Origin of the sequence: Pectobacterium aroidearum, assembly GCF_041228105.1 — a bacterium.
GTDB lineage: Bacteria > Pseudomonadota > Gammaproteobacteria > Enterobacterales > Enterobacteriaceae > Pectobacterium > Pectobacterium aroidearum.
In genome coordinates this window covers 4,666,036-4,686,495 of sequence record NZ_CP166097.1, presented here as the reverse complement: position 1 = coordinate 4,686,495, position 20,460 = coordinate 4,666,036, and the positions used below count along the sequence as shown (strand labels likewise).

The following is a 20,460-nucleotide window of genomic DNA, read 5'->3' as shown; positions in this document are numbered from 1 at the left end:
TCCTGCATCGTGTGAAGTGAATAGATTGTAATTGAAAGCCTTTTTATTCGAGCAAAAATAAAAAGCCCCGTTTTGCAACGGGGCTTTCGTACCAATCAGACTACCGTCTGGAAACCTGTTAGCGTTACAGTGCGGCGATGACCGCTTGCTGTTCCAGCAGTTTGGCTTTCGCTACGGCATAGCCGTCCATCTTCTCACGCTCTTTGGCGACGACCGCTTCCGGCGCGCGCGCCACAAAGCCTTCGTTGGACAGCTTGCTTTCGATGCGGCCAATCTCAGCTTCGATTTTCGCCACTTCTTTCGCCAGACGATCCAACTCTGCTGCTTTGTCGATCAGGCCAGCCATAGGAATTAGCAGCTCGGCGCCGTCGATGAGTTTAGTGACGGAAACCGGACCTTTATCGCCTGCAGGCAGCACAGTGATGTTTTCCAGACGCGCCAGCGTTTGGATGAAGCTGCGGTTCTCTTCCACGCGACGCTGTGCTTCAGCCGTGGCGTCACGCAGTAACACTTCCAGCGGTTTGCCCGGCGCGATGTTCATTTCCGCACGAATGTTACGCACGGCGATGATCGCCTGCTTGATCCACTCCAGATCGTTCAGCGCCAGCGTATCTTCCTGCGCGGCATCGAACTCAGGGAACGGCTGCAACATGATCGTGTCGGCGCTAATGCCTTTCAGCGCTTTAACGCGTAGCCAGATGGTTTCGGTAATGAACGGAATAATTGGGTGCGCCAGACGCAGCAGCGCTTCCAGTACGGTAACCAGCGTATGGCGTGTACCGCGCAACTCTGCTTCTGAGCCGCCATTCATCACAGGCTTCGTCAACTCCAGATACCAGTCGCAGAACTGGTTCCAGGTGAATTCGTACAGAATACCGGCAGCAATATCAAAGCGATAGCCGTCCAGCGCTTCGCGATAGGCTTTCACCGTACGGTTGAATTCTGCCAGAATCCAGCGGTCAGCCAGCGACAGCACTTTCTCGCCTGCACCAAAGCCACAGTCCTGATCTTCGGTGTTCATCAACACAAAACGGCTGGCATTCCACAGCTTGTTACAGAAGTTGCGGTAACCTTCCAGACGCTTCATATCCCAGTTGATGTCGCGACCGGTTGAAGCCAGCGCCGCCAGCGTAAAGCGCAGGGCGTCTGTACCGTGAGGCTCGATGCCGTTCGGGAACTGTTTCTCGGTACGCTTGCGGATTTTTTCTGCCAGCTGCGGCTGCATCATGTTGCCGGTACGTTTTTCCAGCAGCGCTTCCAGCGAAATGCCGTCCACCATATCCAGTGGGTCGATGACGTTCCCTTTGGATTTGGACATCTTCTGGCCTTCCTCATCACGGATCAGGCCGGTCATGTAGACGGTGTGGAATGGCACCTGCGGTTTGCCGTCTTCGTCTTTGATGAAGTGCATGGTCAGCATGATCATGCGGGCAATCCAGAAGAAGATGATGTCGAAGCCGCTCACCATCACGCTGCTTGGGTGGAATGCTTTCAGGTCTGGCGTCTGCTCCGGCCAACCCAGCGTAGAGAACGTCCACAGGCCGGATGAGAACCAGGTATCCAGTACGTCTTCGTCCTGATTCAGAACGACATCATCAGCGAGGTTGTTTTCACTGCGTACTTCCGCTTCGGTACGTCCCACATAGACGTTGCCGTTCGCGTCGTACCAGGCCGGGATACGGTGACCCCACCACAGCTGACGGGAAATACACCAGTCCTGAATGTCACGCATCCAGCTGAAGTACATGTTTTCGTACTGTTTTGGTACGAACTGAATGCGACCATCTTCAACGGCTTCTACCGCCGGCTTAGCCAGCACGGCAGCGCGCACGTACCACTGATCGGTCAGCATAGGTTCAATGACGACACCGCCACGGTCACCGTAAGGAACGGTCAAATCGTGCGCCTTGATCTCTTCCAGCAGGCCAAGCTCATCGAATGCGGCGACGAGCGCTTTACGTGCGGCAAAACGTTCCAGACCCTGGAAGGCTTCTGGAATGTCGCTGCTGTAAACGGTGCTGGCTTCGCCATTGGTATCAAACACTTCGGCGCTCTGACGGATATCACCGTCGAACGTCAGGATATTTACCATCGGCAACTGATGACGTTTACCGACTTCGTAGTCGTTGAAGTCGTGTGCTGGTGTGATCTTCACGCATCCGGTGCCTTTTTCCATATCGGCATGTTCGTCGCCCACAATCGGAATACGGCGGCCAATCAATGGCAGGATCACTTCTTTGCCGATCAGATCTTTATAGCGCGGATCTTCCGGGTTAACGGCGATACCGGTATCACCCAGCATGGTTTCCGGACGGGTGGTGGCGACGACCAGATAGTCTTTCCCTTCGGCGGTTTTCACGCCATCGGCCAGCGGATAGCGCAGGTGCCACATTGATCCTTTCACTTCGCGGTTTTCGACTTCCAGATCGGAAATCGCGGTGCGCAGCTTCGGATCCCAGTTCACCAGACGTTTGCCGCGGTAAATCAGATCTTCTTTATACAGGCGGACGAAAACTTCCTTCACCGCGTTGGACAGGCCTTCATCCATGGTGAAGCGCTCGCGCTCCCAGTCAACGGAGTTGCCCAGACGGCGCATCTGACGGGTAATGTTGCCGCCGGATTCGCCTTTCCACTGCCAGATTTTGTCGATGAACGCTTCGCGGCCGTAATCGTGGCGAGTTTTGCCTTCTTCTGCGGCGATTTTGCGCTCAACGACCATCTGCGTGGCGATACCTGCGTGGTCGGTCCCCGCCTGCCACAGAGTATTTTTACCCTGCATACGCTGATAGCGAATCAACGTATCCATAATGGTTTGCTGGAAAGCATGACCCATATGCAAGCTGCCGGTGACGTTGGGCGGCGGGATCATGATGCTGAAGCTTTCTTTACTCGTGTCGCCGTGCGGCTTGAAGTAGCCTTGTTTTTCCCAGTGTTCGTAGAGCGGCTGCTCGATATCTTGCGGGTTATATTTCGTTTCCATTATGCTCAAAATTCAGTGAGTTGGCGGCGTAGCCGTGGTCAATTGGAAGCCGACGCTGCGATAAGTTTTATAGCGGTCGCGCGCCAACTGTTTCAAGGATTCTTCGTAAGGGACAAAGTCTATCACTTCATGGAAAGCGGTGGCAAAATCTGCGAACTGCGGCAACAGGCTAATCAGCAGATCCCGTGGCGCATTGCCACGCCGCTGCGGCCATGCTAGTTCGACCGGCGCACCGTGACGCGGCCCTTCGCCTGCCAGATTATGCGGCACGAACGCAGTAGGATCGCGTTGCCACAGCGCCTCGTCGAGCCTGATGGCCTGCTGCTCGTCTTCGCAGGCAATCAGCACGCGCTTTCCTGCTCGCCAACGTTCTGCCGCCAGATCGCATGCCAGAGCCTCATGGGCGCTGAGCTCACCGCTTTTGCTGTCGTGTTCGAGAAGATAGAACGTTGCGTTTTTCATTGTTCACACTATTGATTGCTAAGAGCCAGAAAGTGATAAGGGCCGGAAGTCCGGCCCATAAGACGACAATGACATGATAAGGCCATTGCCCTGACGCGAAAGCCTTATTCTACGTCGTTCTGTCCAGCGCGGTTAAGCAAGAACTGTGATAACAGCGCGACTGGACGACCCGTAGCCCCTTTGGCTTTACCGGAGCGCCAGGCGGTGCCCGCGATATCCAGATGCGCCCAGCTGTATTTACGCGTAAAGCGGGACAGGAAGCAGCCTGCGGTAATCGCTCCGCCCGGACGGCCGCCAATGTTTGCCATATCGGCAAAATTGGATTCCAGCTGTTCCTGAAATTCGTCGGTCAGCGGCAGACGCCATGCGCGGTCGCCAGACTGCTCGGACGCGCTCAACAGTTCGTGCGCCAGCGGATTGTGGTTCGCCATCAGCCCGGTGATGTGGTGCCCCAGCGCAATCACGCACGCGCCGGTCAGCGTCGCGACGTCAATAACGACGTCCGGCTCATAGCGTTCAACGTAGGTCAACGTATCACACAGGACCAGACGGCCTTCCGCATCGGTGTTCAGCACTTCGACCGTTTGGCCTGACATCGTGGTCAGCACGTCGCCCGGACGGTAGGCACGCCCATCGACCATGTTTTCACAACCCGCCAGCACACCGATGATGTTCAACGGCAGCGCCAGTTCGGCCGCCATACGCATCACGCCGTAGACCGTGGCTGCGCCGCACATGTCGTATTTCATTTCGTCCATGCTGTCGGCAGGCTTGATGGAGATGCCGCCGGAATCGAACGTCAGCCCTTTACCTACCAGCACGATCGGGCGGGTTTCCGGGTTTGGATCGCCTTTGTATTCGATCACGGACATCAGCGATTCATTCTGCGAACCCTGACCCACCGCCAGATAGGCATTCATGCCCAGCTCTTTCATCTGCTGTTCGCCAATCACGCGCGTGATGATGTTCTGGCTGTAGGTATCGGCCAACTGGCGCGCCTGCGAGGCCAGATAGGCGGCATTACAGATATTTGGCGGCATGTTGCCGAGATCTTTCGCGGCTTTGATGCCCGCAGCAATTGCCAGACCGTGTTGAATGGCACGTTCGCCGCTGGTCAGCTCGCGGCGCGTTGGCACGTTGAAGACCATTTTGCGTAACGGGCGACGCAGTTCGACCTTATTGCTTTTAAGCTGATCGAAGGTATATAGCGTTTCTTTTGCGGTTTCGACCGCCTGACGCACTTTCCAGTAGGTGTTACGTCCTTTCACGTGCAGTTCGGTCAGGAAGCAGACCGCTTCCATCGAGCCGGTTTCGTTCAGGGCATTGATCGTTTTCTGAATCACCTGTTTGTACTGGCGTTCATCAAGCTCACGCTCTTTTCCGCAGCCAATCAGCAGGATGCGTTCGGAAAGAATGTTAGGTACATGGTGCAAGAGCAGTGATTGCCCCACTTTGCCTTCTAATTCACCACGGCGAAGCAACGCGCTGATATAGCCGTCGCTGATTTTATCGAGTTGTTCGGCAATAGGGGACAGACGACGCGGTTCAAACACGCCGACGACAATGCAGGCACTGCGTTGTTTTTCCGGGCTACCGCTTTTTACGCTGAACTCCATGTACTCTCCTGAATCTTAAAGACAAAGGCGGGGGCAACGGCTAGAATGTGACACTCCGTAATACTTTCCCGCCGTTGCGTTAACATAACCTGTGTTAATCTTAACGACGTAGCGAACCTGTTTTAGTGACTAATAAGCAGGTTCTGATACAACAGCTCAAACGCAGTATGTTGTAATACAGTCTTAGCTAAGAGGGCTGCCAAAAATGAGTATAAATGGCGCGTTAGCGAAGAAACTATCGATTTTCCTGCAAAAAGACAAGTTTTCACAGGCGTAATTAAGCGTGATCATCATTCGATATCTGGTACGGGAAACCTTTAAGAGCCAACTGGCCATCCTTTTCATTCTGTTACTGATTTTCTTTTGTCAGAAATTAGTGCGGATACTGGGCGCTGCGGTTGATGGTGAAATCCCGACAAATTTGGTTATCTCCCTGTTGGGATTGGGCGTGCCAGAGATGGTGCAGCTCATCCTGCCATTAAGTCTGTTTCTTGGCGTATTGATGACGTTTGGCCGCCTCTATGCGGAAAGCGAAATCACCGTCATGCACGCCTGTGGGCTGGGCAAACGCGTGTTGCTAAAAGCCGCTCTGGCCTTGGCGGTGTTCACTGCTATCATCGCGACCATTAACGTCATGTGGCTCAGCCCGTGGTCGTCCCGGCATCAGGAAGAAGTGCTGGCGGAAGCGAAAGCGAACCCCGGTATGGCGACGCTGGTCGAAGGGCAGTTCCAGTCCGCACAGGGTGGCAACGCGGTGCTGTTTGTTGGCAATGTTAAAGGCTCGGAGTTTCAGCACGTCTTTCTGGCGCAGCTGCGCCCCAGCGGTAACGCGCGGCCTTCTGTCGTGGTTGCCGATCGCGGTCATATCAAACAAAACGAAGACGGTGCGCAGGTCGTGACGCTGGATAACGGGTCGCGTTACGAAGGCACGGCGCTTTTGCGTGATTTTCGTATTACGGATTTCACCAACTATCAGGCCGTGATCGGCCACCAGAGCGTGACGCTAAATAATAGCGACGTGCAGCAAATGGATATGCAAACCCTGTGGCATTCGGACGCGCACGATGCGCGCGCAGAGTTCCACTGGCGCCTGACGTTGATTCTTTCGGTGCTGATTATGGCGCTGATGGTGGTGCCGCTGAGTGTGGTGAATCCCCGTCAGGGCAGGGTGCTGAGCATGCTGCCTGCGATGCTGCTGTACCTGATCTTCTTCCTGCTGCAAAGCTCGCTGCGTTCTAACGCCAGTAAAGGAAAAATCGATCCGATGGTATGGGTCTGGCTAACCAATCTTATGTACTTCGGCATCGCGGTGATGCTTAACCTGTGGGATACCGTACCGATGCGCAAAGTGCGCGCTCGCTTTAAGCCTCGTACTCTTAAAACACAAGGAGCGGCCTGATGTTTGGTGTATTAGACCGCTATATCGGCAAAACGATTTTCACCACCATCATGACGACGCTGTTCATGCTGGTGTCGCTCTCCGGCATCATCAAGTTTGTCGACCAACTGCGTAAAGTCGGGCAGGGCGAGTATTCGGCGCTGGGCGCCGGGCTGTACACGCTGCTCAGCGTCCCCAAAGATATTGAGATCTTCTTCCCGATGGCGGCACTGCTCGGCGCATTGCTCGGGCTGGGCCAGCTCGCCACTCGCAGTGAACTGGTGGTGATGCAGGCTTCCGGCTTTACCCGCTTGCAGATTGCGACTGCCGTGATGAAAACCGCAATCCCGCTGGTGCTGTTGACGATGGCGATTGGCGAATGGGTTTCTCCGCAGGGGGAACAGATGGCGCGTAACTACCGTTCTCAGATGATCTCCGGTGGGTCGATGATCTCTACGCAGGGCGGGCTGTGGGCAAAAGACGGCAATGACTTTATCTATATCGAACGGGTTGCGGGCGATAAAGAGCTATCTGGCGTTAACATCTACCACTTCGACGATAACAACAAACTGCTCTCTGTACGCTATGCGGCCTCCGCTGAGTTTGAAGATGACAGGAGTGTCTGGAGGCTGTCGCAGGTTGATGAATCGGATTTGAGCGATGGGAAACAGATTGGCGGTAGCCAGACGCTTAGTGGTGAATGGAAAACCAACCTGACGCCGGACAAACTGGGCGTGGTAGCGCTGGAGCCTGATGCGCTGTCGATCCGCGGGCTGCATGATTACGCTAAGTATCTGAAACAAAGCGGACAAGAGTCGAGCCGTTACCAACTGAACATGTGGAGCAAGATCTTTGCGCCGGTCTCCGTGGCGGTGATGATGCTCATGGCAGTCTCTTTCATCTTCGGCCCGCTGCGCAGCGTCTCGGCGGGGTCACGCATCGTAATTGGTATCAGTTTCGGCTTCCTCTTCTACCTGCTGAATGAGATTTTCCGCCCGCTCAGCCTGGTTTATGGCATCCCGCCGATCCTGGGCGCCATCTTACCGAGTTCGGTGTTCCTGTGCATCAGCGTGGCGCTGCTGCTGAAACGCCGATAGCACCAGCTACACCAGAGAAAGCGCCGAGTGGATGATTCCCTCGGCGTTTTTTATTGCCTGTAGCAAATGTTCCCAGCAGAGCACATCAGCACATCCTATAAGGCAAAGCGGGGATAACACGTTGCCAAAGATGATTTTTTCAGCACTTAACCGAACGCAGAGTGGATTAACGTTGCGCGTGGGCCGTCAAACGGTATAATGCACCCGTTTTCCGCATACTACTTCTGTGCCGAAGTGGCGAAATCGGTAGACGCAGTTGATTCAAAATCAACCGCCGCAAGGTGTGCCGGTTCGAGTCCGGCCTTCGGCACCATTGTATGAAAATTAAGTCACCTCAGGGTGGCTTTTTTTATGTCCGTAATCGTCCAATAACGTCCATATCTATATGTAAAATAACGACTTTAGTTTTATTTCTCTCTCTGCAATTTTGTCTGTTTTATCCACAGTGGTCTTTTTTCGTCCATTGACATCCAGAGGATTTGGGGGTCAAGATAAGGGTCAATTCACTTCGATTATGAGTTGACCCCCAAATTATGGCGCTGACCGACGTTGTTGCCCGTACCGCCAAGCCCCGCGAGAAAGCCTATAAGCTCGCGGACGCGCACGGCCTGTATCTTTTAGTGAGTCCGAACGGCTCTAAGCGCTGGTATCTCAAATATCGCTTTGAAGGTAAGGAGAGCCGGATTGCGTTCGGTGCCTATCCGCTAGTCTCGCTGGCAAAGGCCAGAGAGAAGCGTGACGAGGTGCGATTGCTGCTGTTGGAGGGCATCCACCCAACGGAAAAGCGGGAAGAAGAAAAAGAGCAGGCGCAAGAGGCGTTGAATACTTTTGCGAAGGTCGCGCAGGACTGGCACCGAAACATTAGCCAAAACCGGTGGTCAGAAACACACGCCGGACGGGTATGGCGCGATATGGAACGAAATTTACTGCCTGCTATCGGGCATCGCCATATTGCCGACCTGAAAACTAAAGACCTGCTGGAGCCGCTGAAAGTCGTCGAACAGAACGGTCATCTTGATTTGGCGTCACGGCTGCGCCAGCGTGTCACCGATATCATGCGCTATGCGGTGCAGAACGATCTGATAGAGCGCAACCCCGCGCAAGACCTCTCCGGCGCGATAGCCGCGCCAAAAGCTACCCATCGGCCAGCCCTGAAGCTGAATAAACTGCCGGATTTTCTGGCAAGGATAGAACGCCACAAAGGGCGGGCGTTAACCAGGCTGGCGTTAAAACTCACGCTGTGCGTTTTTATCCGCTCCAGTGAGCTACGTTTCGCCCGCTGGCCGGAAATCGATTTTAAACGTGCCATGTGGACGATACCGGCTGAACGTGAAGCCATTCCCGGCGTGAAGCATTCGCAGCGCGGCGCAAAGATGCGCTCTGAACATCTGGTGCCGTTATCCCGACAAGCTTTAGCGCTGCTGGAAGAGATTAAGGCCATCAGCGGCGCTCATGAACTGATTTTCCCCGGCGATCATCGACCAACCAAACCGATGAGTGAAAACACCGTTAACAACGCATTACGAACCATGGGCTATGACACTACTACAGAGATTTGCGGACACGGCTTTCGCACCATGGCCTGTAGCGCACTGGTCGAATCCGGCCAATGGTCGCGGGATGCGGTAGAACGCCAGATGAGTCATCAGGAACGCAACGGCGTTCGTGCTGCCTACATCCACAAAGCGGAGCATCTGGATGAGCGCAGGCTAATGCTGCAATGGTGGGCAGATTATCTGGATGCGAACCGGAAAGAGTATGTGGTGCCGTATGAGTTTAAAAATACTTGATTCATTAGGGGTTAGCGATGAAAAAAACGAAAAAACCAGCGGTAGCGCTCACTTCTCTGATTGAAGAGGCAGAACAGCGTCATCAGAGGGTCTTACAAGGACTTGCCGATGTTGATGCAGGGCGTGTTGTTAATCACTTTGATATGCAGATGTTTATCGCCAGACTGAAGCAAGCATAATCGATAGAAATACGGGGCGTATCCTGTATCTAAAGCCCATGCATTAAGCTCCGCGCCAGCCCCTTTTTTGGGAGGGGCTGGCGCTCATTTTTCTTATGTAGATGATTTTTCCTGCTGTTCATAATACCCAAGTATCATTTCTGCCAGATCGTCTTCTACCGTATAGAAATAGCAAGCCGGGACGTGCAGCACCGATGCTAAGCGGCAGGCCAGCTCAAAATCCGGCGTGTGAATACCGCGCTCATATTGATTCATGCGAGCGCTGGCCGTCGCTTCATCAATTCCTGCAAGAATACCTAAGCGTTCCTGTGACAGGCCAGCCTTTAAGCGTGCGGCTTTTAAACGATGAGGTAGCATGAGAATCCCGATCTCTGACTGACTTGCCGCGATTCTCATCTGTGCGTCTTGAAAATATACTAAGTAATACTTAGTATTTAGTTTGTCTGTTTACTTGAAATATCAATGGGGAAGGTGATGACACCACATAACGACTGGCATCAGGCAGATGTTATTGCGGCATTACGAAAAAAAGGGACTACATTGTCGGCACTATCACGTTCGGCAGGGCTAAGTTCCTCAACGCTCGCCAATGTGTTTTCCCGCCCGTGGCCGAAAGGAGAATGGCTTGTGGCTACGGCGTTGAATGTGCATCCTGCGGAAATTTGGCCAAGCCGTTATTTTGATGAGTCAGGGGTATTGCGAGATCGAAAGGCAAGAAGAAAAAGGGGTAAGGCAGAGTAAGCGATTAGCAGGCATCCCCCACCTTTCCCCCACTTACTCAGGGATCACGGCTTCCCCCACCTGATTTTTATCACTCTGTTAAAAATGTTTATTTATTATCAAGTTAAGTTATTCCCCCACTTCGCGCCTATATATGCGTGGGAAGTGGGGGAAAATGCCGGATAGAGAGGCTCACTATCCGTTCGCCCCCACTTTCCCCCGTTTAATCCCCCACCTTATTCCGTTGCGATAACGGCGTAATCCGTTCCCCCTCAAAGGCGATCAGGCCATCTTTTTCCAGCTTGTCCAGCCAGCGGGTGAACTTCTTGTTCACATCAAAGCCCATTGCCCGCATGTCGTCACGCACCAATGAACGGGTGCAGCCTTCGCCGTTGGCCGTGCGAGAGCGAATAGCCTGCCACAGAGCAAAATGATTTTCCGTCAGCCGTGGGATACCGGCTAAATCGGGATCGCTGGCAGCCTCATCCTCCCTGACTTCACGGCCTTCATCGTTCAGCACCAGTGAGGTGATCTGATCGCCATCATCATCCACGTACAGATCCACGGCATTCAGGTCATAGGCGCGACGCGGCGGTTCTTCCGCATCCTTCATCTTGGTGCAACTGAGGATCAACGCGCCACCTTCACCTTCACGCCTGACGTTAAATTCTACGTCCAGCGCGGCACGGAAGGCGCTGGAGCCGCGTGCTCCTTTGTCCTGATCTTTACCTGAATGATGGATAATCAGCACCGTGGCCTGTGTCGCCGCCTTAATCGCGTCACATCCCTGAATGAATGCGCCCATGTCTTTAGCCGCATTCTCATCCGAACCGCCAAAACAGCGGGCGAGCGTATCCAGAATAATCAGGCGAACCGGCATACCGGAGGCGACTTTCACATCGCGGGCGGCACGTATCACCTGCTGCACGCTCTCCGGGCTGGCCGGAAAAATCGGGCAATCGACACGATACAGCGCATCAATCGGGCTACCGCCGTTAAGCGTCTGCTCCCATGCCCGGATACGGCGGGGAACGCCGATCCCGCCTTCGCCGACGACATAAATCACCGCCCCTTGTGTCACCGGCTTGCCTGCCCACGGCTTGCCAGTGGCGATGTGGCATCCCCACGATACCGCCAGAAAAGATTTATACGAGCCGCTGGCACCGTAAGCGCTGGCAACGGAGGAACTCGGCAGATAGCCTTTAATCAGGTAGTCCTGCCGCGTATCAAAACCGTCAGAGCCTTTGCGCAGGGGTAATGCGGTGTTGAAGGCCGGTGTAGCAGAATCGGTGCGCACTAAAGGCGTATACATCGTGTCAGGCTGATAGCGTTGTTTATTGAAGGCAGATTTAGTGGCCTCAAGCCCATATTGCTGGCGGTAATCATCCCAGTCACAGAGCGTTGTGGTGGGCGGTAACGACACCCATCCGTCCACCGCGAGCGCGGCTTTTTCCGCCTGCTCTTTACCGATATTGGTTGAGCCATCGGCATGCAGGTCATGATCGCCTGCCAGAATGATAGTGGCATTGGGATACCAGCCACGCAGGGCTTGTGCAACATTCATTAGGTTATTGGCCGACACTGCCGCAACCACTGCCGCCGTGGTGATCTGGCTGATGGTCAGGCCGGTGGCGTATCCTTCAGTGATCACGATGGTGTCCGGCTCTTTCGGGTAATGCACGGCGATGAAAGCGCCTTTCAACTGTGAGCCCGGCAGCAGGCGTTTTTCTCCGTCGTTGTTGATCAACTGTGCGCCGATCAGTTCACCGGAAACGCGATGCAATTTCAGCAGCAGGCTTCCCTCATCAAACAGCACGCCGCCGATGCGCATTTTTTGCTGTGCAGTCAGGCGGGCATGGACGATAGAGAATCCTTTTGCTTTCAGGTAGGCGCTCTCGCCGTTCCTTGAATGGGTCAGCATCTGCTTGATTTTATCGGCCAGCGGCGGGCGCTCAGCAGCTTTTTCCCTGGCTGGCGCGGTTGAGGCGGGGATCGTCAGCGCGGCCACCTGTTTTGCGGCGTCTGACAGGTCGCAGTTTTTCACCCGTGCGACCAGATCAAGGCCATCGCCATGACCGCACTGATTGCAAAACCACGTTCCCCGTCCTTCTTTGTCGTCAAAGCGGAAGCGATCTTTGCCACCGCAGGCAGGACAAGCGCCATGTTTACCGCCAGAAGGCACCGGAATAGCCAGTGCGGACAGAATGGCACGCCAGCGGTGGCGCGACTGTGCGGTAATGTCTGAAACGAACTTACTCATCGTCAGCCACCTCCGCTTGCAGTGCGTCATTCAACTGGTTCAGACGTTCCCACAGGATAAAGATCAGCAGCTCTTTCGCGAGTGCGTTGTCGAGTTCAATGATGGCGTAGGCCAGCGCCCGACAGTGATCGACGAGTTCTTCTAACGTCAGGGGAGTGGGGTCATACATGATGTACCCCCGCAGAAAAAAAGAAAGATTGCGGGTAGAGAAAGGGAAGGATCGTAGCCATAAGGCAGCCTCCGTGGTAAGCAGGGTATCACTACCACCTGAGACGCCAACCTCGATGGTGGTAGCCCAGACGGGGTTGGCGTAACCGGTTACCACGTAGCCCGGCGCTCCTTGCGGAGCCCCCGCCTGAGCCACCATTGACAGGTATGCGCAGGCATCGCCTAATAAAAGACACGTAATAAATCCGTGTCTTTTAGGCAACGTGGTAAATGTCGGAACGCCAATTCCGGCTACGGATTTTGCCGCAGCATCAGCAGTATATCGTAAATTGCCCGCCAGAAAAAAATAACAATGCATCATGGTTTAACCTCCCCGCGCTGGCTGATACGTGCCGCGATCCAGTCATTCACCTCACTTTCCACCCACGCTACCGAGCGAGCGCCGATTTTGACCGTCTGAGGGAATTCCCCCTGCTTCATCAGCAGGTAAATCCATGATTTCCTGAGACCGGTTTTTTTCATCACACCCGATAAGCGAATCAACGTGATATCCGTCATGATCAATCCTCCTTCCGGGTGTAAACCCGCTCGACATAGCGCCCCCGACCATCACCGTGGCCGAGATCCATAGAGGTTAATGCTCTGGCTTCACTGCGGGAAAAGCCCTGTGACAGGTAATAACGCATGGCATCCTGCGCCCATGCGTAGCGCAGGCTGTGTGGGGAATAGTGGCCGGTCAGCCCTAAGCGGGTGGTCTGCGTGCGCCAGAAGTTCATGGCGGTTTTCAGGTCGGGTTTATCGATCAATCTGCCATTACGCGCTTCGGCCACCTTTAGCGCTTCTTTTACTGCCCGTTGAATCGCTTCGCGATCGATAATCCGGGTTTCGCGTGGCCTGCCGCCTTTCGTGCCAAATACCACGGTCAGCGTCTGTTGATGGCGCTCAAGCTGCTTTTCCCATGTCTTCAATGAACTGGCGCATTGCACCGCTTCCTGAGAACGCAGCCCCAGCAATCGGGCAAGCTGAAGTGCGCAGGCCAACCCTTTATCACGCTGTTGCGCTGCAAGCAGAACGGCCTGATAACGTTCGTCCGGAATGGCGAACTTTGTCCCGGCACGGCTTGCCCCACTCAGCCCCAGCGCGTTATTGGTCAGGCGGTCGGACGCGGCGAGCTTTTCCCGTCCTCCCTGCTTAAACACCGTGCGCAGCGCTGCCATTTCGTTGTGCAGGGTACGAAGGGTAATCTGCTGTGACAGGCGTTCGGCGACATAACTTTCGATATGTCTGGCTTTGAGATACTTAACGTCACGCACCTGAATATTCAGCGCCAGCAGGTGACGACACAGCCTGTCCATGATGCGGATACGATCATGAACCGTCTTGTAGCTCCCGCCAGCCTGTTTCGCCAGCGTGGTCATTTCACGACTTAATTTACTCATGCAACTTACCTCTCATAATTCAACTGGATGCTTTTCTCTGGCGCATGGGAAAGGGCAGAAACAATCGCAATTGACCTGCCTTGAACGATACCTGTGCGCCAGAGCGGACAGCAGTTGAGGTCTTGGGAGGTGTCGGTGACGCACTCGGTGCGACCGCCTGCGGTTGCAGGATTTCCTCTCAGGCGGTTAGGCCTGCCTCGGTATCGGTTCAATCTCCTGTAAAAAAAGCGATCAGTCCGGCACAAACGGGTGTGTCAGATTCATGACGCTGTGGGTGAGGTGCATGTCTCAGGGGCTGATGGGGGCTTCGGCTGCGGCGTCACTTTCATCCGTTGACACGGAAAAAGTGACGCCGGTGCAGACGTTGCCGGCAGTCGCGTAGCAGATGCCTGACGGCATAGCAACGCGCAGCCAGCACGTTCACACGCGCAGACGCAAATCATTGAGACGAGTAAAATCGAAGTCGCGTGATAACGCGAACTTACGAGGATAAGCGCTGTTTAAGCCGCCTATGAAGTGAAATCACCACAACGATAAACGTTGCAGCTACGGCCAGTCTCCTAAGGTATGGAAGCCGCTCTCTGGCTGGGTATAGTGAAGCCCAAAGCAATGTTGGGCTTGAAGTAAAAGTGAGCTTCATCGTCATGCTCATAGCGGCTCTGACGACATCTGCTTTCAGAAGTTAAGCAGATTTACCACGCTTTTAATCGCGCTCCCTTCTTTTCAGGTTACAGAAGGGTATCGTGTGGTCGCCCGAAGGCGTCAGTCTCAGACCACGCTCCATTCCTTATGACTTTGGCAGTGTGACCACCCGAAGGCGCTTCTCACAGGTCACTCATATCATCCCGATACTGGAAACATTGGTGGCTGTCATCGACAGCAGGGTTTCACGGTCAAAAATACGACAAAGGTTTGCAGACTTCAAGCGCTTTGACTCTGCCTGAAAAGCGAGTAATCTAGCACCAAGTGCTATAGTTAAGGTTACAGGATGTCGACCTGATGCGTGTATTCAAAACCAAATGGTTCACTAAAGCGGCTAAATCCCACGCCATCAAGGATAGTGAGTTATGTGAGGCTATTGAGGCAGTGATGCAAGGGAAAGCCGACGATCTCGGCGGCGGCGTTTATAAGAAGCGGCTGAACCAGAATCGCGATCGCGCCATCATACTGGCGAAAGGTGGACAGCACTGGTTTTACACGTTCCTGTATGCCAAGCAGGATATGGCGAATATCGATAATCGTGAACTGGCCGGATTCCGCGAGTTGGCGAAGCACTACGCAACCCTTGCCGATGAAAAGATTACGGCACTGATTAAGAGTAAAGAACTGGTGGAGATTAGTCATGACCGCAAAAAGTAAATTTAAGAGTCCTGCATTTGAGGCTATCCATAGCGCGGCTTCTGGATTATTCAGCGTCGACGCTATTCCACAGGAAACCATGCGTAACTTTGACAAAGCGTGCCTCAACAGCGTGGACGATCTTCAGCCTATTGAGATCAAAGCGTTGCGTGAAAAGCTGAAAGTTAGCCAGCCTGTTTTCGCAAGCTACCTGAACACTAGTGTTTCAACGGTGCAGAAATGGGAAAGCGGCGTAAAACGCCCTAGTGGGTTGTCGCTGAAATTGCTTACCGTGGTGCAGAAACATGGGTTGAAGGTATTGGTTTGATGTTTTTTAATTATCCTGCCATGCTGGCTTTTAAGCTATATACAGCTTTGGTAGTATCATATTGGTGTCAAAAATGAATTATACTGATCTTGCTAATTATAAACAAAATAGGGAGTTTTATGAGTAGAATAGATTATAGTTCTTGGCCACGATTGTCGTTATCTGTATCAAATTTACGACTTGACAAAGAAAATCCAAGAATTCCAAGTTACATTACAATTAGAACAACAAAAGATATACTAAATTATTTATTCCAAAATGAACGAATTGAAAGGCTTGCACATAAAATTGTAGAAAAGGGGTTTATATCACACGATCCTATATATGTAGTTAAAGAGGGTGAAAACTACGTAGTGGTAGAAGGAAACCGCCGAGTATCTGCGCTGAAATGTTTGATTGATCCAGAATTAGTTCCTTCACCAGCTAAACGACGAAAAATCGAATTATATAAAAATCGTCTAGGCTCCGATTTGATAGAAAAAATAGATGTATTTGTTGCTCCATCAAGAAGAGCCGTTGAAAATGTTCTTTTTGAATTACATGCAGAAGGAAAGCTTCAGTGGAGTAGACAGCAAAAAAATAAATTTATTGCTAGTATTGGTATTGACAGTGGTGAGTCAATTCAGGATATTGCAGAAAGATTTAATGTTAAAGTTATAGAAATACAAGATTCGGTCCAAGAGTACCTTTTAGAGAGATATTTTACAGAGCTAGAGTTACCTACTGATATTGAAGATAAAGCGTTAATGTCAAAATTTAATATTAGTACTATATCTAGGTTGGTTAATTCAAAAATATTTAAAGAAAAAACAGGTTTTAGAATCGAAGAAAATAGATTAAGAACAGATACTTCTAAATCGTATTTCAACGCATTGCTGAGACAGTTTGTAATTGATATTGTTACAAAGAAAATTGATTCTCGTAAGTTAAATACAAGTAAGCAAATAGATTCTTATATTGAAAGCGAGATGGAGAAGATACCTGTAGGAATACATGATGGAAGTGTGGATTTTACTCCAGATAATAGTAATACGAAGGTCTCATCGGATGATGTTGAGATTAGTAAACCTCGAAGAAAACCTAAGGAAACCTTAATTCCCAAGGGAGTGAATTATATTACTGGAAGCGATAAGTTAGATATATTGATTCAAGAAGCACAAGGCATGCTTATTGATACGTATAAAAATTCGGCTGCTTTATTGTTACGTTCAATTGTTGAAATATCAGTAGTAAGAATTTTTGAAATTCATGGGAAAAAAGATCAGTGTCTGAACGGTAATGGAAGAGTTAAAAATCTTTCTGATAACATTAATGCTCTCGTGAAGAGAGATGTATGGTTTACTAATAAGGCTTATCTGGCCGACTTAACAAGATTTATATCTAAAGATAGTGCTAACTGGAATTCTTTAGACTCATTGAATCGTTATGCGCATGGTGAATATACCCTACCAGATAGGGATATGCTAAAATCAGTTTGGTTAATTGCAAAACCATTAGTTACAATTTGTGTTGAACATCAATCTAAGCCAAAGAATATATAAATAGTGGTTTTTATTACGAATAATATTGTATAATACAAAAAGTACATGTTATTTTTAGGTGAGCTATGCCAGTAACTTATTCCCCTCTTCGCTACCCTGGAGGTAAAACAGCCATCTATCCGATGGTTTCAAATATAATCCAGAATAATTCACTAAATAAATGTAAATATGCCGAGCCATATGCTGGCGGTGGTGGGCTTGCGCTAGCTCTTCTTTTTGGTGGGTTTGCTGAAGAGATTCATTTGAATGATCTAGATCGTTCAATTTGGGCTATCTGGCATTCTATTCTTAATGATACAGAAGCGTTTATAGATAGAATAGAAAATACCGAGATAACTATTGATGAATGGTATAAACAAAGAAATATTCAAAATAATAAGAATAGCGCTAATGTACTAGATTTAGGATTCTCATCATTTTTCCTCAATAGGACGAATAGATCTGGAATTATTTTAAAAGCTGGTGTAATTGGCGGGCTAAAACAAGAAGGTGATTACAAGCTGAACTGTAGATTTAATAAAGATGATTTAATAAAAAAAATAGTAAAAATAAAAAAACATAAAGATTCTATAAAAATTTATAATGAGGATGCAGTAGATTTTATAAAAAAAATAGATGATCGCAGCGGAAATGATTTTTTCATGTATATAGATCCTCCATATTTTGAGAAGGGGGCTAGTTTATATACGAATTTTTACAATGAAAATGATCATGCCGCTTTATCTAAAGTTATCTCATCTATTAGAGTTCCTTGGATATTAACTTATGATAATGCATTAAAAATAAAAGAAATTTATAAAATAAATAATATGTATGAATTCTATTTGAATTATAGTGCCGCAAAGAAGCGTATCGGTACTGAGTTGTTAATTGTTTGCAATGATATCAATATCCCTGAGAACCTCATAGGTGATAAAATTATCAAGTTATCTTAGTGATTTTTTAATTATAGCTAAATGGTTTTTATTTTATAGACAATATTAAATAATTAAATGGCAGTGTTATTCAAGTATTTTATGTGGAAAAATAGCTCATTTATTATTTCTATCATTAGTATGGTTTTAAAACCCTTATTGTATAAAAGGGGTCAATATGGTGGTCATTAAATCCATTTGTTTATTTTAAGTGGCTATTAATCAATGTATTAAATTTAGTTGCGAGTCCGGCCTTCGACCATCGTATGAAAATCAAGTCACCTCAGGGTGGCTTTTTTTATGTCAAAAATTCAGACAGCTATACCTTCTTCCTTAGCCTCTTTTCCCTTAACCCCCCTAAACTATCCAGCCTTTCTTAACCACAAAGAAGCACAATCACCATGTAAAGAGCGTGTACCGAAAGGCGGATTGTATTTATGCTGAAACCAGATTTCGTCTACGCGTTATTCATACAAGTCATGCATTTTTAATAAACAGAAACCGAGGAGGATCTAGTGGAATTAATCGTGACGCACGACATTACCGATAACGATCGGGAAGCACTTTTTGCGGGCCTGCGAAGTTACAATCATCGGTTTATTAATCCAGCCTCTTTTGGGCAATTGGGTATTTTTCACCGCAATAGCGTCGGAGTGATGACGGGCGGGCTGATCGCTACACGTAAAGGCTTATGGTTGTGTATTGATTATTTGTGGGTGAGTGAAGAATCCAGAGGTCTGAAACTCGGCAGCGCGTTGGTGAAGGAAGCGGAACAGGAGGCGATGCGTCTTGGGTGTCGTCATGCGCTTGTGGATACCTTTATTTTTCAGGCACTTCCTTTCTATGAAAAGCAAGGTTATCAACTGCACATGTCTTTACCCGATTTTCCTGAAGAAGGCATGTTTAGGCACTATCTCATAAAGCAAAATATACAGTCTGCATGATAGTTATCCGCCCATTGACCAATGACAAAGTTGCGCTGGCATCACCTTCTTTATAATCAGGCCCGTTTCTCTTCTCACTGGTGTCAACGCATGGCTTATCAACTTAACCTTAACTGGCCCGAATTCTTAGAAAAATACTGGCAAAAACAACCTGTTGTATTGAAGAACGCTTTCCCGAATTTTGTTGACCCAATTACGCCGGATGAGCTGGCGGGTCTGGCGATGGAGGCGGAAGTCGACAGCCGTCTGGTCAGCCATAAAAATGGCCAGTGGCAAGCTAGCAATGGGCCGTTTGAGCATTTTGATAATCTGGGTGAAACCGGTTGGTCGCTGCTGGCTCAGGCGGTGAATCACTGGCATGCGCCGTCTGCTGAACTCGTGCGTCCGTTCCGTGTGTTGCCGGACTGGCGTTTGGACGATCTGATGATCTCCTTTTCCGTTCCGGGCGGCGGCGTTGGCCCGCATATCGATCAGTACGATGTCTTTATCATTCAGGGAATGGGTAGCCGCCGCTGGCGCGTGGGTGACAAGTTGCCGATGCGCCAGTTCTGCCCGCACCCTGCGTTGCTGCATGTCGATCCTTTCCCGCCGATTATTGATGAAGATCTTGAACCGGGTGACATTCTCTATATTCCGCCAGGTTTCCCGCACGACGGCTTTACTCACGAAACCGCACTCAACTACTCCGTGGGGTTCCGTGGGCCAAACGGCAGAGACTTAATCAGCAGCTTCGCTGACTACGTGCTGGAGAACGATCTCGGTGGTGAGCATTATAGCGACCCGGATTTGACCTGTCGGGAGCATCCGGGGCGGGTTGAAGACTATGAGTTTGACCGCCTGCGCGAGATGATGATCGAGGTGATCAATCAGCCGGAAGCGCTGAAACAGTGGTTCGGTCGCTTTGTGACGACGCCGCGCCATGAGCTGGATATCGCTCCAGCGGAGCCACCTTACGAGCAGGAGGAGATTGTGGGGGCGCTGATGGACGGTGACGTGTTGACGCGTCTGAGCGGGCTGCGGGTGCTGGAAGTGGGTGGTAGCTACTTCATTAACAGTGAACGGCTGGATACGGTCGAACCGAAAGCGGCTGATGCGTTATGTCGCTATACCGTTCTCGGTAAAAAAGAGCTGGGTGACGCGCTGGAAAATCCGGCGTTTGTGGCTGAGTTAACCGGGCTGGTTAATCAGGGATACTGGTTCTTCGACGAATAATATTCTTCCCACTGGCGGCTTCTGAGTGCATCGTTGCAGGGTTGGCTTGGAGCCGTGTCTTAGCTTATGAATGGTTTGCTATTGCTAGCAATTA

Annotated in this window: 18 protein-coding genes, 1 tRNA gene and 1 pseudogene; 12 read left to right on the top strand and 8 right to left on the bottom strand. The window is 50.6% G+C overall.

All coding sequences use genetic code 11. From position 1 onward, the window contains the following. Positions 1 to 124 precede the first annotated feature (124 nt). From AB8809_RS21095 to pepA, 3 genes are all read right to left on the bottom strand, one after another. A complete protein-coding gene (locus AB8809_RS21095) occupies positions 125 to 2,980 on the bottom strand; it encodes a valine--tRNA ligase (RefSeq protein ID WP_181845806.1) in 2,856 nt (951 codons plus the stop codon). Between the two features lie 12 nt (positions 2,981 to 2,992). Further along, the gene (locus tag AB8809_RS21090) at positions 2,993 to 3,442 is read right to left on the bottom strand and encodes a DNA polymerase III subunit chi (protein ID WP_012773101.1); all 450 of its coding nucleotides are present in this window, start codon (positions 3,440 to 3,442) and stop codon (positions 2,993 to 2,995) included. 104 nt (positions 3,443 to 3,546) lie between these two features. Then, positions 3,547 to 5,058 (bottom strand): leucyl aminopeptidase, encoded by a 1,512-nt coding sequence (gene pepA / locus AB8809_RS21085; RefSeq protein ID WP_010284628.1) that lies wholly within the window; start codon positions 5,056 to 5,058, stop codon positions 3,547 to 3,549. Positions 5,059 to 5,341: 283 nt separating this feature from the next. Here pepA and lptF point away from each other — a divergent pair, with 283 nt between their 5' ends. From lptF to AB8809_RS21060, 5 genes and pseudogenes are all read left to right on the top strand, one after another. After that, complete coding sequence (gene lptF, locus AB8809_RS21080; protein ID WP_349856522.1) at positions 5,342 to 6,457, top strand: LPS export ABC transporter permease LptF; 1,116 nt, start codon at positions 5,342 to 5,344, stop codon at positions 6,455 to 6,457. Continuing rightward, positions 6,457 to 7,533, top strand: coding sequence for an LPS export ABC transporter permease LptG (lptG, locus tag AB8809_RS21075; protein ID WP_181829931.1), 1,077 nt, complete (start codon positions 6,457 to 6,459; stop codon positions 7,531 to 7,533). The genes lptF and lptG overlap by 1 nt, the downstream gene beginning before the upstream one ends. Before the next feature lie 228 nt (positions 7,534 to 7,761). Continuing rightward, positions 7,762 to 7,846 (top strand) — tRNA-Leu (locus tag AB8809_RS21070). Positions 7,847 to 8,066: 220 nt separating this feature from the next. After that, complete coding sequence (locus AB8809_RS21065; RefSeq protein WP_285667985.1) at positions 8,067 to 9,323, top strand: integrase arm-type DNA-binding domain-containing protein; 1,257 nt, start codon at positions 8,067 to 8,069, stop codon at positions 9,321 to 9,323. A 44-nt stretch (positions 9,324 to 9,367) separates the two neighbouring features. Beyond that, positions 9,368 to 9,502: pseudogene (locus tag AB8809_RS21060) on the top strand (CopG family transcriptional regulator); the annotation flags it as partial. Positions 9,503 to 9,595: 93 nt separating this feature from the next. On the opposite strand, the gene AB8809_RS21055 reads toward AB8809_RS21060, so the two are convergent. Next, the gene (locus AB8809_RS21055; protein WP_039507757.1) at positions 9,596 to 9,859 is read right to left on the bottom strand and encodes a helix-turn-helix transcriptional regulator; all 264 of its coding nucleotides are present in this window, start codon (positions 9,857 to 9,859) and stop codon (positions 9,596 to 9,598) included. A 117-nt stretch (positions 9,860 to 9,976) separates the two neighbouring features. Between AB8809_RS21055 and AB8809_RS21050 the strand changes: the two genes are divergently transcribed. Then, positions 9,977 to 10,243, top strand: a complete 267-nt coding sequence (locus AB8809_RS21050) for a helix-turn-helix transcriptional regulator (protein ID WP_180778923.1) — start codon at positions 9,977 to 9,979, stop codon at positions 10,241 to 10,243. Positions 10,244 to 10,445: 202 nt separating this feature from the next. Here the strand turns inward: AB8809_RS21050 and AB8809_RS21045 are convergent, their stop codons facing one another. From AB8809_RS21045 to AB8809_RS21030, 4 genes are read right to left on the bottom strand one after another with little or no spacing between them, the layout of a single operon-like run. Beyond that, positions 10,446 to 12,482, bottom strand: coding sequence for an AAA family ATPase (locus tag AB8809_RS21045; RefSeq protein ID WP_369986726.1), 2,037 nt, complete (start codon positions 12,480 to 12,482; stop codon positions 10,446 to 10,448). Continuing rightward, positions 12,475 to 13,011, bottom strand: a complete 537-nt coding sequence (locus AB8809_RS21040; protein WP_039524320.1) for an ash family protein — start codon at positions 13,009 to 13,011, stop codon at positions 12,475 to 12,477. The genes AB8809_RS21045 and AB8809_RS21040 overlap by 8 nt, the downstream gene beginning before the upstream one ends. Further along, positions 13,008 to 13,208, bottom strand: coding sequence for an AlpA family transcriptional regulator (locus AB8809_RS21035; protein ID WP_014698606.1), 201 nt, complete (start codon positions 13,206 to 13,208; stop codon positions 13,008 to 13,010). The genes AB8809_RS21040 and AB8809_RS21035 overlap by 4 nt, the downstream gene beginning before the upstream one ends. Before the next feature lie 2 nt (positions 13,209 to 13,210). Beyond that, the gene (locus AB8809_RS21030) at positions 13,211 to 14,089 is read right to left on the bottom strand and encodes an integrase domain-containing protein (RefSeq protein WP_198481866.1); all 879 of its coding nucleotides are present in this window, start codon (positions 14,087 to 14,089) and stop codon (positions 13,211 to 13,213) included. Between the two features lie 999 nt (positions 14,090 to 15,088). Here AB8809_RS21030 and AB8809_RS21025 point away from each other — a divergent pair. From AB8809_RS21025 to AB8809_RS21000, 6 genes are all read left to right on the top strand, one after another. Next, positions 15,089 to 15,448, top strand: coding sequence for a type II toxin-antitoxin system RelE/ParE family toxin (locus AB8809_RS21025; protein ID WP_039522019.1), 360 nt, complete (start codon positions 15,089 to 15,091; stop codon positions 15,446 to 15,448). After that, positions 15,432 to 15,755, top strand: a complete 324-nt coding sequence (locus AB8809_RS21020; RefSeq protein WP_205947183.1) for a DNA-binding transcriptional regulator — start codon at positions 15,432 to 15,434, stop codon at positions 15,753 to 15,755. Before AB8809_RS21025 ends, AB8809_RS21020 begins: the two co-directional genes overlap by 17 nt. A 119-nt stretch (positions 15,756 to 15,874) precedes the next feature. Further along, positions 15,875 to 17,296: a ParB N-terminal domain-containing protein gene (locus tag AB8809_RS21015; RefSeq protein ID WP_205947182.1), complete on the top strand. Its 1,422-nt coding sequence runs from the start codon at positions 15,875 to 15,877 to the stop codon at positions 17,294 to 17,296. A gap of 65 nt (positions 17,297 to 17,361) precedes the next feature. Continuing rightward, a complete protein-coding gene (locus AB8809_RS21010) occupies positions 17,362 to 18,231 on the top strand; it encodes a DNA adenine methylase (protein WP_205947181.1) in 870 nt (289 codons plus the stop codon). Between the two features lie 494 nt (positions 18,232 to 18,725). Further along, the gene (locus tag AB8809_RS21005) at positions 18,726 to 19,154 is read left to right on the top strand and encodes a GNAT family N-acetyltransferase (protein WP_349856521.1); all 429 of its coding nucleotides are present in this window, start codon (positions 18,726 to 18,728) and stop codon (positions 19,152 to 19,154) included. A gap of 90 nt (positions 19,155 to 19,244) precedes the next feature. Beyond that, positions 19,245 to 20,366, top strand: coding sequence for a cupin domain-containing protein (locus AB8809_RS21000; protein WP_349856520.1), 1,122 nt, complete (start codon positions 19,245 to 19,247; stop codon positions 20,364 to 20,366). The last annotated feature ends 94 nt before the right edge of the window (positions 20,367 to 20,460 follow it).

Coding starts and splice junctions, on each gene's coding strand:
- pepA (WP_010284628.1), bottom strand. CDS start 5,058: ATGGAGTTCAGCGTAAAAAGCGGTAGCCCGGAAAAACAACGCAGTGCC.
- AB8809_RS21035 (WP_014698606.1), bottom strand. CDS start 13,208: ATGACGGATATCACGTTGATTCGCTTATCGGGTGTGATGAAAAAAACC.
- AB8809_RS21045 (WP_369986726.1), bottom strand. CDS start 12,482: ATGAGTAAGTTCGTTTCAGACATTACCGCACAGTCGCGCCACCGCTGG.
- AB8809_RS21040 (WP_039524320.1), bottom strand. CDS start 13,011: ATGATGCATTGTTATTTTTTTCTGGCGGGCAATTTACGATATACTGCT.
- AB8809_RS21050 (WP_180778923.1), top strand. CDS start 9,977: ATGACACCACATAACGACTGGCATCAGGCAGATGTTATTGCGGCATTA.
- AB8809_RS21015 (WP_205947182.1), top strand. CDS start 15,875: ATGAGTAGAATAGATTATAGTTCTTGGCCACGATTGTCGTTATCTGTA.
- AB8809_RS21090 (WP_012773101.1), bottom strand. CDS start 3,442: ATGAAAAACGCAACGTTCTATCTTCTCGAACACGACAGCAAAAGCGGT.
- AB8809_RS21055 (WP_039507757.1), bottom strand. CDS start 9,859: ATGCTACCTCATCGTTTAAAAGCCGCACGCTTAAAGGCTGGCCTGTCA.
- AB8809_RS21020 (WP_205947183.1), top strand. CDS start 15,432: ATGACCGCAAAAAGTAAATTTAAGAGTCCTGCATTTGAGGCTATCCAT.
- lptG (WP_181829931.1), top strand. CDS start 6,457: ATGTTTGGTGTATTAGACCGCTATATCGGCAAAACGATTTTCACCACC.
- AB8809_RS21030 (WP_198481866.1), bottom strand. CDS start 14,089: ATGAGTAAATTAAGTCGTGAAATGACCACGCTGGCGAAACAGGCTGGC.
- AB8809_RS21065 (WP_285667985.1), top strand. CDS start 8,067: ATGGCGCTGACCGACGTTGTTGCCCGTACCGCCAAGCCCCGCGAGAAA.
- AB8809_RS21025 (WP_039522019.1), top strand. CDS start 15,089: ATGCGTGTATTCAAAACCAAATGGTTCACTAAAGCGGCTAAATCCCAC.
- AB8809_RS21095 (WP_181845806.1), bottom strand. CDS start 2,980: ATGGAAACGAAATATAACCCGCAAGATATCGAGCAGCCGCTCTACGAA.
- AB8809_RS21010 (WP_205947181.1), top strand. CDS start 17,362: ATGCCAGTAACTTATTCCCCTCTTCGCTACCCTGGAGGTAAAACAGCC.
- AB8809_RS21000 (WP_349856520.1), top strand. CDS start 19,245: ATGGCTTATCAACTTAACCTTAACTGGCCCGAATTCTTAGAAAAATAC.